Origin of the sequence: Saezia sanguinis (genome assembly GCF_963921665.1) — a bacterium.
In the GTDB taxonomy this organism is placed as follows: domain Bacteria; phylum Pseudomonadota; class Gammaproteobacteria; order Burkholderiales; family Burkholderiaceae_C; genus Saezia; species Saezia sanguinis.
Map to the genome: position 1 here is coordinate 37,542 of NZ_CAWUGC010000009.1, position 14,466 is coordinate 52,007.

Annotated in this window: 11 protein-coding genes; 1 reads left to right on the top strand and 10 read right to left on the bottom strand. The window is 53.2% G+C overall.

The features are described from left to right. Positions 1–10: 10 nt before the first annotated feature. The 6 genes from AACY98_RS06090 to AACY98_RS06115 all read right to left on the bottom strand — a co-directional run bounded on the left by AACY98_RS06090 (position 11) and on the right by AACY98_RS06115 (position 5,642). The gene (locus tag AACY98_RS06090; protein ID WP_339802881.1) at positions 11–2,245 is read right to left on the bottom strand and encodes a RelA/SpoT family protein; all 2,235 of its coding nucleotides are present in this window, start codon (positions 2,243–2,245) and stop codon (positions 11–13) included. Positions 2,246–2,363: 118 nt separating this feature from the next. After that, the gene (gene cls / locus AACY98_RS06095) at positions 2,364–3,815 is read right to left on the bottom strand and encodes a cardiolipin synthase (protein WP_339802884.1); all 1,452 of its coding nucleotides are present in this window, start codon (positions 3,813–3,815) and stop codon (positions 2,364–2,366) included. A gap of 160 nt (positions 3,816–3,975) precedes the next feature. Further along, positions 3,976–4,179: a DNA-directed RNA polymerase subunit omega gene (rpoZ, locus tag AACY98_RS06100; protein ID WP_126980711.1), complete on the bottom strand. Its 204-nt coding sequence runs from the start codon at positions 4,177–4,179 to the stop codon at positions 3,976–3,978. 44 nt (positions 4,180–4,223) lie between these two features. Next, positions 4,224–4,868 carry a guanylate kinase gene (gmk, locus tag AACY98_RS06105; RefSeq protein WP_339802888.1) on the bottom strand — a complete coding sequence of 215 codons (645 nt, stop codon included), beginning with the start codon at positions 4,866–4,868 and terminating at the stop codon, positions 4,224–4,226. A 202-nt stretch (positions 4,869–5,070) separates the two neighbouring features. Beyond that, the gene (locus tag AACY98_RS06110) at positions 5,071–5,400 is read right to left on the bottom strand and encodes a cell division protein ZapA (RefSeq protein ID WP_126980713.1); all 330 of its coding nucleotides are present in this window, start codon (positions 5,398–5,400) and stop codon (positions 5,071–5,073) included. A gap of 2 nt (positions 5,401–5,402) precedes the next feature. Further along, entirely contained in the window at positions 5,403–5,642 is a 240-nt protein-coding gene (locus AACY98_RS06115) for a DUF904 domain-containing protein (RefSeq protein WP_339802891.1), read from the bottom strand. Positions 5,643–5,896: 254 nt separating this feature from the next. Here AACY98_RS06115 and AACY98_RS06120 point away from each other — a divergent pair, with 254 nt between their 5' ends. Beyond that, complete coding sequence (locus AACY98_RS06120; RefSeq protein ID WP_339802894.1) at positions 5,897–6,808, top strand: DMT family transporter; 912 nt, start codon at positions 5,897–5,899, stop codon at positions 6,806–6,808. A 17-nt stretch (positions 6,809–6,825) separates the two neighbouring features. Here AACY98_RS06120 and AACY98_RS06125 read toward each other — a convergent pair whose 3' ends face one another. The 4 genes from AACY98_RS06125 to AACY98_RS06140 all read right to left on the bottom strand — a co-directional run bounded on the left by AACY98_RS06125 (position 6,826) and on the right by AACY98_RS06140 (position 14,393). Beyond that, positions 6,826–10,872 (bottom strand): translocation/assembly module TamB domain-containing protein, encoded by a 4,047-nt coding sequence (locus AACY98_RS06125; RefSeq protein WP_339802897.1) that lies wholly within the window; start codon positions 10,870–10,872, stop codon positions 6,826–6,828. Positions 10,873–11,048: 176 nt separating this feature from the next. After that, on the bottom strand, positions 11,049–13,079 hold the full coding sequence (locus tag AACY98_RS06130) for an autotransporter assembly complex protein TamA (protein ID WP_339802900.1): 2,031 nt from the start codon (positions 13,077–13,079) through the stop codon (positions 11,049–11,051). Positions 13,080–13,210: 131 nt separating this feature from the next. After that, entirely contained in the window at positions 13,211–13,807 is a 597-nt protein-coding gene (locus tag AACY98_RS06135; RefSeq protein WP_339802902.1) for a GNAT family N-acetyltransferase, read from the bottom strand. 148 nt (positions 13,808–13,955) lie between these two features. Then, positions 13,956–14,393, bottom strand: coding sequence for a DUF1841 family protein (locus AACY98_RS06140; protein ID WP_339802905.1), 438 nt, complete (start codon positions 14,391–14,393; stop codon positions 13,956–13,958). Between the last annotated feature and the right edge of the window lie 73 nt (positions 14,394–14,466).

A 14,466-nucleotide genomic window follows, 5' to 3' on the forward strand; every position in this document is an offset into this window, starting at 1 on the left:
TTTTAAGGGGTCAGGCAGCCAGGGCCGGGGGTTTAATGCGCCCGGCTTTAAGCACCAGGGCTTCGCGCCGCAGTGTTTTGAGTGCAGAAGCCAGATGGATACGGTTACGGACACTCAGCACCATGCGGAATGTGTCCGGTGCATCCAGTGGCCCTTCGCCCATGTCAATGCGTACAATGTCAGCGCCAATGGCGGCCAGCAAGGCGCTGATGCGCACCAGCAAGCCTTGGCGCGTTTTGACCGTAACCCATACCCCCACTTCAAACATGCGTTTGGTTTCATCGGCCCAGGCAACATTTAACCAGCGCTCGCTGTCTCTTTGGTGGAGCTGGTGCGCAATGCTGCAGTCAGCGGTGTGGATGGTCAGGCCTTCTCCATGTCCCAGATAGCCGACAATTTCATCCCCCGGAATTGGAAAGCAGCAGCGGGCATATTGGATCGAGATGTCTTCTGTGCCGTCCAGCAACAAAGAGGATTGCTGAATGGCGTCTTCGCTGCCGGAATAGCGGCCCATGCTCAGCAGCACCATGTCTGGCCGGGCACCTTTTTCGGTTAGCAGCGTGACCAGGTGTTTGGCTACAAGGTGGGAGACGCGTTTGCCTAAACCAATGTCTGAAAGCAGTTCGTTGCGTGATGTGTTGCCGGTAATGCGTGCCAGTTTTTCCCAAATGGCTGTATTCTCGTTGTCATTGGGGGGCAGCGCCGGGTAGCCTTCTGCACGCAATGACTGCGCCAGCATTTTTTCGCCGATATTGACGGCGGCATCCTGGGCCAGTGTTTTGAGATGTGCACGGATTTTGGCTCTGGCCCGGCCAGTACGTACAAACGTCAGCCATGCCGGGTTGGGATGTGAGACAGGGGATGTGATGATTTCAACCACATCGCCATTGCTGAGCACGGTACGCAAAGGCACCTGTTCGCCATTGACCTTGGCTGCAATGCAATGGTCTCCTACATCACTGTGGATGGCGTAGGCAAAATCGACGGTGGTTGCGCCTTGTGGCAGCGTTGTGATGCGGGATTGCGGTGTGAAGACATAAATGGCATCTGGATGCAGGTCAACTTTGACGTTTTCCAGAAATTCATTGGCATCGCGTGTCTCGCTTTGAATATCCAGCAGCGATTGCATCCACTTGGCATTGGCGTATTCGTCATTACCATCACTGTGGGTAGCCTTATACAGCCAATGGGTGGTGACACCCCATTCCGCAACATGATCCATGAAGTCGGTCCGGATCTGAAATTCGATGACGGCACTTGCCGGGCCGATCAGTGTGGTATGCAGCGATTGGTAGCCGTTGACTTTGGGAATGGCAATGTAGTCTTTAAAGCGGCTGGTTAAAGGGCGGTAAAGCTGGTGTAGCGCACCCATGACAGCGTAACATTGTTCGACCGATTTAGCGATGATGCGAAAGTTGAACTGGTCTGTCACCTGGGCAAAGCTTTGCTGCTTGTCGTCCATTTTGCGGTACAGAGAGTAAAGGTTTTTTTTCCAGCCAATAATCTGTACCGGCAGGTTGGCGTTTTTCAGCATCTGGCTGATCTCGGCGCTGATGCGCTGCATCATGTCGCTGCGCATGCTGAATGCATTGTTGACCGCTTTTTCCAGTGTTTTGGAGCGCCAGGGCCAGATGCTTTTCAGGGACAGGTCCTGCAGTTCACGGTACAAGCGGTTGATGCCCAGCCGGTTGGCAATGGGGGCATAAATATCCATGGTCTCTCTGCCAATACGGCGCTGCTTGTCTGGCCGCAGTCCGCCCAGTGTGCGCATGTTATGCAGCCGGTCAGCAAGTTTGACCAGAATGACGCGTACGTCCCGTGACATGGCCAGCAGCATTTTGCGGAAGGATTCTGCTTGCCCTTCCTCGCGGGTATTGAACTGCATTTTGTCCAGCTTAGTGACACCATCGACGATGTCTGCAGTGGCAATGCCGAACCGCTCCATGATCTCTTCTTTACTGATGCCGCAGTCTTCAATGCTGTCGTGCAGCAGGGCAGCCATCAGGGTATTGACATCGAGTTTCCATTCGGCGCAAATGCCGGCTACTGCAATGGGGTGGGTGACATAAGGTTCACCACTTGAGCGGAACTGCCCCTGGTGCACGCGATCAGCAAAGTTGTAGGCAGAGCGTAACAGGCCTGCATCAGCGGCACTTAAATAGCCTACTTTTTGCACCAGAACAGCAAAAGCAGCGGCTGAAATATCGTTATTGACGGAGGAGGGTTGTTCTGATGATGCCCGCAAATCCAATCCTTATCCTTATTTTTTAGGCTTGACTAGTATAAGTATCTATTGTTTTAAAGATTTTCGCTCGTATAAACTGAAATATTTGACACATTCACGCAACGCTTTATTCCGTGTACTACAACACAGCGTCTGCCAGCCGGGCCAGATTGCAGGCTATTTTCCGGATGCGCGGGCGGCGCTGCCAGTCAGCAAAATTCAGGCGCGAACTGTGCTCAATGTAGGTATTTTGTATGGTTTTAACCTGGTTGGTCAGTTGGCGGTCATAAATAACCAGGCTGATTTCTGCATTCAGGGCGAATGAGCGCACATCAATGTTGGGAGAGCCAATCAGCGCGACCTGGTCATCAAAAGTCATATGTTTGGCATGTAGCAGCCCCGGGCGGTAAAGGTAAATCTCAACATTGGCCTGTAGTAACTGGTCAAAATAGGATTGTTGCGCCAGGTTGGTGATCAAATGGTTGGAGTGCTGCGGGAAAATGAGTTGTACCTGTACGCCGCGTCGTGCAGCCACGATCAATGCGGTTAAGAAAGGCTCATCAGGGATGAAATAGGGAGTGACGATACAGATGGATTTCTGAACGGCATAGATAAAAGCCATCATGACATCACGGTTATTTTCATGTCCATACCCAGGACCACTGGGAACAACCTGGGCTGCGCTGCCGGATGCAGGCGTTTCAGGCTTGAGCAGGGTAAACAGGTTCTGTGTCTGGCTGTCGTCAAGCGCCTGACGGGTTTCGGTATACCAGTCAGCCAGAAATACCGCCTGTAATTGGGAAACCACCGGACCGGTTACGCGCACATTCAGCTCTTCATTGGGAAAGCCTGGAACAAACGACGGGTCGACCAGATTCTGTGAGCCCATATGGGCAATCTGCCCGTCTATTACCGCGATTTTGCGGTGGTTGCGCAAATCAAAGCGGGCCACATTTTTGCGCCACAGGCTGACCGGCAACGCGCCATACACTTCAGCGCCGGCAGCACGCAGTTGGGGTGCCTGGTGCTTCAGGCCATGCCGTGCCCCTACGGCATCGAGCAGAATGCGGACACTGATGCCACGGCGAGCGGCTGCGCACAAGGCATCGGTAAAGCGCTGGGCGGTTTGATCATTGCCGTAGATGTAATACAGCAGATGGATTGAATGTTGTGCCGCTTCAATATCCTGCAACAGACGATCAAGCAGGATGTCATAGCCTGAGAGGACTTCAATCCGGTTGTTTTCTGTTGCGGGAAATTCTCCCAAAGCGGTTGCCAGATCGATATGATGCTGTAACTGGGGATCCGGTGAGCGGTAGGGCGTAAAACCGCCGGGGGTGCTGTGAATCAGTTGTTCCCCTGCTTCCTGTATGTGCAGTTCAGCCTCACGGGCAAGCTGTAGTCGCTGTTGGGGGACATAGATACGGCCAATCCAGGCGTATAAAAGCAGGCCCGGTACCGGCAAAAAGAAAATCAGCAGCAGCCACGCACGTGCTGCATTGGGGGTGCGTTGCTGGGGTACATAGATCAGCATGGAGATGCGAATCAGCCATTCTGTCAGCAGGTAAATGGTTGACCATGACCAGTCCATCAGTATTAACGTTCCTCCAGGCAGCAAGCTTTATGCAAAGTCAGATAGCTTTAAATAAAATGGCGCCTTAAATGACGCCATTTTATGGATAAGGAAACACCGCATTCTCTGAGCGTACAACGGCATCACTGCAGGTGCGAATGCCGTATGGGCTCTATGATCAGGTTGGTGCTTTTTTCAGCATTTCAACTCCAACTTCACCGGCAGCAATTTCGCGTAAAGCTGTAACTTCAGGCTTGTTTTTGCTTTCGATTTTGGGTGCATGTCCCTGAGAAAGCATGCGGGCACGGTAAGTTGCTGCAAGCACCAGTTGGAAACGGTTCGGGATTTTTTTGATGCTGTCTTCAACAGTAATACGGGCCATGTTTTTACCTTGATATGCAATGGAAAAGTGAAAATTCAGGCGTGTTAATTGATTTCCAACTGCCGGAATACTTCGGCATAACGGTGTTTCTGGCACATGTAGCGCAGGCGCTGCGAGTGCACAACCGTTTTCAGATCAAATAACGCGGTTTCAAAAAGACTGTTTATTATAACAAAATCAAACTCTTTCGCCTTGGACATCTCAATACGGGCGTTATTGAGCCGGGTTTGAATGACTTGCGGGCTGTCTTCTCCACGCCGTTCAAGTCTGGCACGCAATTCATCCATGGATGGGGGCAGAATAAAAATCAGGACGGCAGCAGGGAATATTTTTCTGATCTGCAACGCACCCTGCCAGTCAATTTCCAAAATAACATCACGTCCTTCTTTGAGACGGGTTTCAATTTCATGGCGGGATGTTCCATAACAGTTTTCATGAACATTGGCCCACTCGACAAATTCTTCCCGCTGGATCATTTCCTGGAAGGTTTGGTGTTCAACAAACCAGTATTCACGGCCATTTTTTTCCTGTCCCCGGGGTGGCCGCGTGGTATGAGAAACCGAAAGGGTCAAGCCTGAGTCCAGTTCTAGCAGTGCTTTAACCAGGCTGGATTTTCCAGCCCCGCTGGGGGCCGCAATGACATACAGGTTGCCAGGGATGGTTGATGGGGCAGGAGTTACGGATGTCATGAAAAATAAAAAATCTGATCAGATAAGACAGAACCGCATATCAACATAAAAAACATGGCAGGATAGGGGCCCTGATGATCTGTGCCATTATAACGGGCTCTGCGATGATTGAGGGGCAGAGCATCTGTTTATTTGAGATCATGGTTGTGCCATTTGTGCAGTTGCCGTGAGGATGCAAAGGGAGAGTGGCGCCGAATCTACCTCAGATCAGATGCCCGTCACGGCCCAGTACCTGGTCAATGCGATGAATCAAGGCTTCATATTCTGCGTTGGGTTCAGGGGCTGTTGCAGGCTCCAGTGGGAGTGTCAGCGCCATTTCATCAGGGGCGTTGCTTTTCTGGCTGAGCATGACAGCCAGATTCAGGGCGGCAAGCACGGCAATGCGTTCGCGTGCACGCAATTTACCGCCATCGCGGATGGTGCACATTTCGCGGTCAACTTTGGCAACGGCTTCCAGCAATTCCTGTTCTGCCCCTTCGGCGCAACCCAGCAGATAGCTTTGTCCCATAATACGCACTTCAATTTGTCTCATGCTTATTCTCCAGATATCTGCGGAAATTCGGCCACCGAGCGGTCGGTACCTTCTGCAGCAGGGATACGAGACAACAGCGTATCAATGCGCGTACGCGCAGCATTCAGGCGAAGCTCCAGTTGATGACGCTCCTGCTGCAGATCAGCAACCTGCTGCTCAAGGAGCCGGTTGGTGCGTTGCAGTTCTTCGTATCGTAATAGCAGGTGTTCAACCCGTTGAGTCAGGTCTTGCAACTGAGACATCCGTGCGCTTCTCCCGTAATATGACCAATGGGCTGCAAAGCCATTATCAAGCCTGATCATGCAGCCGCGGTTCATTGACCATTTTAGTGTAAGTTGTTGAATAAAGGCGATACCCCGCCAATTTCGTGCAATTAGACCTTGATACCGTGTCAAGAGTACAAGCGGGTGGGGCCGTTGTCAATATGTCTCTGACGCAGCCATGGCAGTGTGATGAGGTTGCATTTCATCTGTGACCGTGGCACCATCTTCACCTTATGAACCATAACAACCCTGATGCCGACAAGCATTTTGATTATGTCGGCCTGATGATTCTTGTGCTGCCGCCCTTGTTCTGGGCGGGCAATTTTGTGGTGGCACGTGCGGTGCGCGAGTCGATGCCACCGGTGTCGTTGGCATTTGGCCGTTGGGTCATTGCACTGGTTTTTCTGCTGCCGTTTGCCTGGAAAGCAATGCGAAAAGACATGCCTTTGTACTGGCAGTATCGCTGGCGTGTGCTGGGTGTGGCGCTGGCCGGGGTCACGGCGTTCAACTCACTGGTCTATGCCGGTTTGCAGACAACAACGGCAACCAATGGCATTTTGCTGAATTCTTTCATTCCGATTCTGATTGTGTTTTTCGGGGCGCTGTTCTATGGGCACCGTTTGCGCGTGATTCAACTGTGCGGGTTGTTGCTGTCATTTACTGGGGTGCTGATTATCATTGTGCATGGCCGCTGGGATAATTTGCTGTCGCTGTCTTTTTCCCGGGGCGATCTGATTATTTTTTCGGCCATGGTCTGCTGGGCGTTTTATACCCTGTGGCTGCGGGTGATTCCGCCGCAGGTTGACCGGGTGGGGTTGACTGCCATTCAGATTGTGATTGCCGTCGTTGTCTTATTGCCGTTTTTCCTGTGGGAGTGGTCAACCGGTGCCAGGCCGCATTGGAACATGGGCTCGATTGCTGCTTTGGCCTATGTCGGCATATTCCCTTCTGTGCTGGCTTATGTGTTGTATAACATCGGGGTGGCGCGTGTGGGGGCAGCGAGAGCCGGCGTGTTCATTCACCTGATGCCGGTATTTGGCGCACTGCTTTCGGTTCTGTTTTTACACGAGCAACTGCACTTGTATCACCTGATTGGCATTGGCGCCATTTTCATGGGCATCGGACTTTCGGGGCGGCAAAAGTAAGGAGGCTACCCCGGCGCTTATTTGCCGTCAAAGCGGAACGTGTAAATGAGGTCGACTGCGGTATTTTCACCGCTTTCACCGCGCAATGTCAGCCGGCGCGATATTTCATAAAACGCGTAGAAAGTGCCCATGGCTCCTGTCAGGCTGTGCTCGTATGAGACATAAAAATTGTCCGACAGGCGTTTGCTCAGTGTAATTGTGGCATTGGCCAGCGTGTCATCTTCGCTGCCGCTGCTGGCTGTGCTGTTGCTGCTGCCAAATGAGATTTCATCCAGCCCAAGCGTATTGGCCAATTGTTCGGTGACGCCTGTGCCACCGCCACCGCTGAGCAGTGCCAGCGCAGCCTGCTGCAAAATAGCCGCTTCTTTGCCATCGGCAGAGGCCGGGCGGCCCAGTACCAGCCATGACAGGATTTCACTGTCCGGCAGACCCGAAGCAGAATACAACTGGATGCTGGGCTGCATGGCGGTGCCGGTGACTTTGACGCCAACGGTTTCTGAGAGGTTGGGGCGTATGGCCAGTATATTCAGTGTCGGGTTGTTATAAGTGCCTGAAAAACGGATGATACCGGTTTCAATGTTCAGGTTCTGCGCATAAGCACGGAAACGGCCATTGAAGGTTTCAATGTCGCCAATCAGGCGGGGCGTAAAGCCCTGGTTGCCAACGGCCAGTTCTCCCCGCAAATAGGTTTGCAGGCCATAGCCCTGTACCCTGAAATTGCGTCCCATATTGAAGGTGAGTGCGATGTGCGGAACAATGCCGGGCGTAGCGGCAGTGCGCGAGTCATCGGTATCTTTGCTTTCAGTGCGCTGCGCCTGTGCCCGAGGGTCAATGATGACGACATCGTCATCAAGAGCGGGGGCGCCGCTGTCGCCCAGAATGATCAGTGCCTGGTCGACACCGACATTGCCAGTGACGTTCAACTGGTTGTCTTTCAGGTCAATATTGACCTGGCCGGACGCTGTCAACTGGCGGTCATTTCGGATACTGGCACGCAGCTTATCAATCACAATTTTGAGGCTGGCCAATGGTGTTTGGCCTGACCAGTCAAACTCACCCTGGGCTTTGACAATGCCGCCGTCTGTTCCACCGCCTTGGATGGAAAATTCATTCAGTTTCACATGGTCGCCATCAAAAGTCATCTGTACGGTGCCATCGGTAAACTCCACCCCATCAAGGACAGAGCGCAGCGAAATACCCATGGCGGTCAGGCGGCCCTTGAGTTGCGGGCGTGAGAGCGTGCCGCTGAACTGTGAATCTAAGATTGCAGCACCGCTAAAACGCCAGCCCGTGGGGGCCAGGGCGGAGGCAATGCCGATTTGTTGCAACTGAATGACGGCCTCGCCGGAAAGGGGGGCGTCCTCAGAGATGCCCCACTGGCCGTTGACCTGCTGCATGACCGTGGTGGCTTTCAGTTGAATCACGCTGGCGTTTTCACTGTCCCAGATCAATTCAGCATGGACATTGCGTCCTTCATTGTAGAGTTTGATGCGTGCATCTCTGATGCCCGCTTGCAGCCTTTCGGTACTGGTCGTGAAGAAGGCATTGCTGTCGGGCTCCAGGGTCAGGTCGCCACCGCTGCGGGCAATTTCTATGGAAAAGTCCAGTGCACTGCCCATGCGGATTTGCCAGGAGCCTTCAAACATCAGGTCACCGCTCAGGTTGAGGTCCGACAGCCCGGTTGGTGCCAGCGATGTCAGCCATGTCACGGGGAATGCCGCCAGTTTGCCGCTGGAGATGATTTCACCGGCCTGCCAGGAGCTTTTTTCCCAGGCCAGCGAAGGTGTGATATCGGTATGCTCTGCAATCTGAATGTCCAGTGTACCCGGGCTGACTTCAAGGCGCTGGTTATCTGTCTGCCAACTGACCTGGAAAGGTTGCGCGCTGTTCAAACTCAACAGCGGTTTGACTTGTGGCGATGCGTTTTGACGTGGTACGAGTTTGGCCAGCCCGGCCCCCAGTTCATTGACATGAATAATGATCTGGTTGTTCTGCTGTCCGCCCTGGGCCTGCAGTTGAAGCTGTACCTGCTGTTGTTCAAGTGCGGCGGTAATTTGTGCTTCCAGTGTGGCCTGGCTGAGGTTTCCCTTCAGGCTCAGGAGGGTGTCTTGCAGGTGCACCAGCTCTTTTGTTGTGGCTCTGGGTTGGGGGCCTTTTTGTGATAACAGCAGATCAGCGACATTGATCTGTGCATCCAGCAGTGGATTCTGCCAGCCGTTTTCAGCTTTGAACTGCACATTGGCATTGCCTTTGGCATCCAAGGCATGAACGCTTTCCGGCAGTAACGGGATGGTGGCCTGTACCCAGGCCAGTGTTTTCTGTGCATCGCTGAGTTCCAGGGTAGCCTGTGCGGCACCTGACGTAGCGTTCAACTGGTCGGCCTGTGCATGTAAAAGCAGGCCGGGGGCTGTCAAATCCAGTTTGCCATTGGCGGCATGGTTTTGCAGAATATATGTGCCTTGCCCGTTGATCGTGGCTTCGGCAAGTTTGAGCGCAGCATCAAATGTGATGTCCTGGGGCTGCTGCCTGGCTTGCAAGGTGCCATAAATCTGCTCTGAGCCTAACTGGCTGTGAATAGACTGCAGCGGAATGGGGCTGATGTCAGCCTGGATTTGCCATGTCAGAGGGGTGGATGCGGTACTTTCGGGTTGTGCCTCAGAAGCGTTTTCCGGAATGGCGGTGTTTTCCTGTGCCGGGAGCTGGAGCTGGCCTTGTGCCGTGATGGCGCCCTGGCCAATGCCGATATGCAGTTGATCGATTGTGATGGTCTGCCCCTGCCATGCAGCTTGGGCATCCAACCCGGAAACCGGCAGCAGCCCCTGGTCCAATACGCCTGGAACGCTGTTGTTGATCTGGGCCTGTAGTTGCCAGATATCCTGTTGCGTGGTTTCGTTGCGCGTGGTGGTGACATGGGCAGCACCTGACAGGGCTGTATGTGGCGCTTGCGGCCAGAAAGCGCTGGCATCAAATGTATGCAACGTCAGATCAGCCTGCGGCAAAATCATGGGCTGCCAGGGGGTGACTGTGGCCTGCAAATGGATTGCATTTTGTTCACTGGCCGGCTGGTTGTCAGATGCAGGCAGGGCTGTTTGCGTTTGTGCCTGTGTGCCATTTTCAGGGGTTTCTTCTGCCTGGCTTTCTGTTGAAGCTGCCTCTGAATTGGCCTCCGGACTTTCGGCCGATACCGCAGGAATGACCGTGGCCTGGGCATCTGCTTGGATATGCAGCTCTGTCAACAGGCCATTGATTTTGACTGCTGCATTGACCTGTGCCTGTTGTTCGCTGCCAGGTACGGCAGATATCAACTGACCCAGCAACTGGGCGTCCAGTTTGGGGTTGGCTGCGCTCAAGGTGACTTGTGCCTGGTAGTTGCCTTGCGCAAAATGCAGGCTGTCGAGTCCCAGGTGGTGGGCGTTGCCGTCAAAACGGTAATTGACGGCAATATTGGAAACAACCAGTCCCTGCGCTTCTTCTCCAAAAATAAAGGTATTGACTTTCAGTTCGCCCAACTCAATTTGGATGGGCAAACCAACATCAGCAGGGGGGGCAGAGGGGGATGAGGGTTCTGTTTTTTCTACCGGATGGGTAATGACTTGCAGCTTGTCGGCTGTAATATGGTTGACCAGCAGTTTGCCTGTAAACAATGCAGAAGATTGCCAAGCCAGATCGAGTTCGGTCAGTTGAATATCAATGGCTTCCTGTTGCCAGCGCAAATGGCTGATGTGCCCGCCGTGGCGGATCGACCCCTGTACATTGTCTGCCTGCAAGGATTGGCCGACGACAGGAACATAGCGTTGCGCCAGGGTAATGGCCTGGGCGAGCGAGCCTTCACGCCCGCTCCAGATCCATAGTGCAGCCAGGGCCAGCACGATCAGAATCAGCAATATCAGAAAAAAACCGCCAATCCAGCGCAGCCAGCGTCGTTTCTTTTTGCCCGCAGGAGGCCCTGATGGGGCGGAGGTGGAGGCAGATGAGCGTGCCACAGGTGCGTGAGCCGATGCGGCCTGGGCAGCAGTGCTGTGCTGCAGGCTGGGTTCTGTGTGGCGTTCGGATGGCTGGCTCATCTGTTTTTCAAAATTTGTTTTTTGCCAAGGTTCAGTCGGTTGGGTCTGAACTCAGGCTGGATAAATTATGGCATAGAAGTCATAGGGTGGAAGGGATGGGGTACTCTGTCAAAAAGGTGGTCAAAATCATTTTAAAGTGTCGAGAGGCCTTTCATAGCAGGAGGCTGATCGTGCCCTTAGAAAACAAATCCTACGTTAAAGTGCAGCCGAATCTGTTCTGTTTTCAAGCCGTAAGCGAGGTCAAATTTAAGTGGCCCGACCGGGCTGCGCCAGCGCACGCCTGCTCCTACGCCGGTGTACAGGTTAAGATCCTGCATGCGGTTACTGACCGCACCTGTATCGACAAAGACAGCCCAGTCAAATGCGGTAGGGCGGTCATTGATAAAAATCGGGCGCTGATATTCTACGCTACCAATGACCATGTATTTACCGGAGGAAGTGACACGGTTTTCTTCGTTGACGCCGATGTAGCGAAAAGCATAACCACGCACGGTGGTATCGCCGCCGGTACGAAACATCAGCGTGGAAGGAATCAGCGCCCCTTCTTTAATGAAGACCCCGCCGAATTCACCGCGCAATTCAAATCGCCCATTACGCCAGCTTTCCATCGGAAGATAACCCAACATGCGGGTGCGGACACGGATAAACGGGTTGGTTTCCGAGCCAAACGTACTGCCAACGCCCAGCTCAACCCCCAGCCCCCAGCCACGTGTAGGCATAATGAAGTTGTTGAAGTTTCTTAAGGTCCAGGCCCCGTTGAGGGTGACTGACTGGAGGTCATTGATGCCGTTCAGGTTTTCTGTGCGTGCCTTGTCATACTGAACAAAGTAGCTTTTGTCGATCGGGTCGCTGGTAAATGAGTTTCCGAAGCGGGCCTGGGCACTGGTGGTTTTTTCGTCGCTGTTTTCCAGGTGTTCGAGTTTGCCGTAGGCTACCAGGCGCCAGTAATCATCATCGGGAATGGCCGACAGGGTCGTTTCTGCCTTCTGGTTGTCCTGGTCTACTTTCAGCGCAGTGACAGATTGCCAGCCCAGCAGGGGGACTTCGTTGTTGCGGTATTCAAAAGTCAGGCGCGGCCCATTGTCGGTGCTGTAGCCCGGCCCGATGGTCATGGACTGGTAGTACGCTTCGCGCACAATGATGTTGATTTTGGCGGCCTCAGGATTGGGGTCGGTCGGATCAACGTACAAAAAGACGCCATCAAAGTAACCACTTTCAGCCAGCCGCCGCTGCGCTTTGGTCAGGTTGTCCAGCAGGAAGTCGTCTCCGGCGTGCAGGCGGGTGAAATTGCGCACCATGCGCTCGCTGTAGCGCTCAAGCCCCAGGATATAGTGTTCTCCCAGATAAAACCGCGGGCCGGAATCCAGTGTGACTGAGAGTGCGGCCGTGTTGTCCTGCGGGTTGATGGCAGCCTGGCTGGCACTGATTTTGCCGGCCGGATAGTATTGCGACGTCAGGCGCTGCAACATATTGGATTTGGCACTGGACCAGTTACTTTGTGTAAAAGGGTCATCCTCGCGCATGGCCCAGCTCCATTGCAGCCGGCGGCGCTGCGATGAAATCAGCAGATCGGTCTGGCGGTTCTGTATATCGCCTTCAAACTGCAGGCGCATTTCTTTCACCGTTGTAATCGGGCCTGGCTCTGCCTGGATTTGAATTAAGGGCAATTCACTTGCGGGATCGCGCTGGTCTGCCGGAATGACGGTAATTTTGATTTCAGGTGAAAAATAGCCCAAGGTACTGGTCAGAGAGCGGATGTTGTTTTCGGTATGCTCGAGCAGGCGGCGCAATTCCAGCGAAGTCAGGTCGGAAAGCATGCGGTAGCGATAAAGCTCCAGGTATTTTTCCAGCATGGACTGGATTTCTTTATTGCTGGATTCAACGGTGATATCGAAATTGGGCTTGTCTGATGTTGCAGAGTCTGCCCAGTCGATATTGGACTGGTTTTGATCCTGATCTTGATCCGTTGTGGTCTGCTCGTCTTCGGACTGTTCTGCTGCTGGCGATGCATCTGTTTGATCTGAGGCCTCTGCCGCATTTTCCGGTGTTACAGACGCTGGCGGCGGGGTGTTCGGCGCACTTTCCTGCGCCATGGCATGGTGGCTGCCTATGCTGACGACCACCATGATGCATAGCTGAGCCAATTGATTCAGGTGCCGGGTCATTTTGGGCAGATTGGCGAATAGGCGTTGTATATAAGTGCGCATGGGGCCGTTCTACACAAACTCAGATAAAGCAAAAGCAATCAAACATGAAAGTGGATGTATACAAAAAGGTCTATTCGCACCATTATGACAAAATGGCTGCTGCCAGAATAACCATACTGGTAATTGCCCCATTATCTGCTCATGAGATCCCGGAAATGCGCTTTGACCTCCGGCCACTCGCCTGCGGTGATGCTGTACATGACCGTATCGCGAATGGTACCGTCGCGCCGCATGGCGTGGCCTCGTAAAACACCGTCCAGCTTGGCACCCAAGCGCTCAATGGCTCTTCTGGATGCATGGTTGAAAATATCGGTGCGAAAGCCAACGACATTGGCATGCAGGGTTTCAAAAGCATGTGTGAGCAACAGGAATTTGCATGCAGTGTTGAGGAACGTTTTCTGCATGCGTTTGGCATACCAGGTATAGCCGATTTCCAGGCGTTTGAGTTCAGGAACAATGTCATGGTACCCGGTTGTGCCTACAAGCTCGACGGTGCTTTGGTTGATGACGGCAAAAGCAAAACGGTTGCCCTGTTCGCGCATGGTGAGTGCCCGTTCAATATAGCCCTTGGTATCGTCAGGCTCGGGAACAGAGGTGATTCTGATGTTCCACAACTGGCCATCGGCAGCTGCCGCCGCCAGCGCCTGCTGGTGCTCCAGACTTAAAGGTTGGAGACATACGCCATAGCCCTCAAGCGTAACGGGAAGAACAAAATGTTTTTTTTCCATATACGATGTTCTGTTTTTTCTTCCCGAATGCGATCCAAGCATTCGGGGTTGTATGCCAGATCATACCGGGAAATGCGTTACAGCAGGAGTTGTCATGCTAAAAAGCCAGCCAGCGAAGGTGGATGCCCCTTTGGTTTCAGGGGAAGCCTCAAGGGCGCCTGGTGGCTCTTTGCCGTACGCAGTCGATATAACTGTGCCCGTCGGGAGGCAGGCCGCTGCGCTGTGACTCCCAGATCATCTTGCCCAGGCACTCCATGATTTCATGGTGCGCTTCATGCAGGCTGCCTAATTTTTGGCTGAGTTTTTCTGCGGCATCACGAATGCCAATGGGCTGGTCGATGCTGATCTGCTCGGTAATGCTCAGGTGCATGGACAGGTGCAGGAAGGGGTTCACTCGGCCTTCTTCAACTGTAAAAACGGCTGCCAGCGCTGCGTTTTCATCAGCCAGATCGGCATGGTACTCAGGATGCTGTTCCACCCATTGTGCAGCCAGGGCTTCCATGGGTGTTAATGGAATATGGTGTGTCAGTTTCCGGTATGTTTCACAAAAGAAGTGACGCACATCGTTTTGGCTGGGTGTAAACATGATGGCAGGGCGGCAAGAATGATCATATGCAGGCACAGAGGGCCTGATTTTTGAGACAACTGTATGGGGCTAT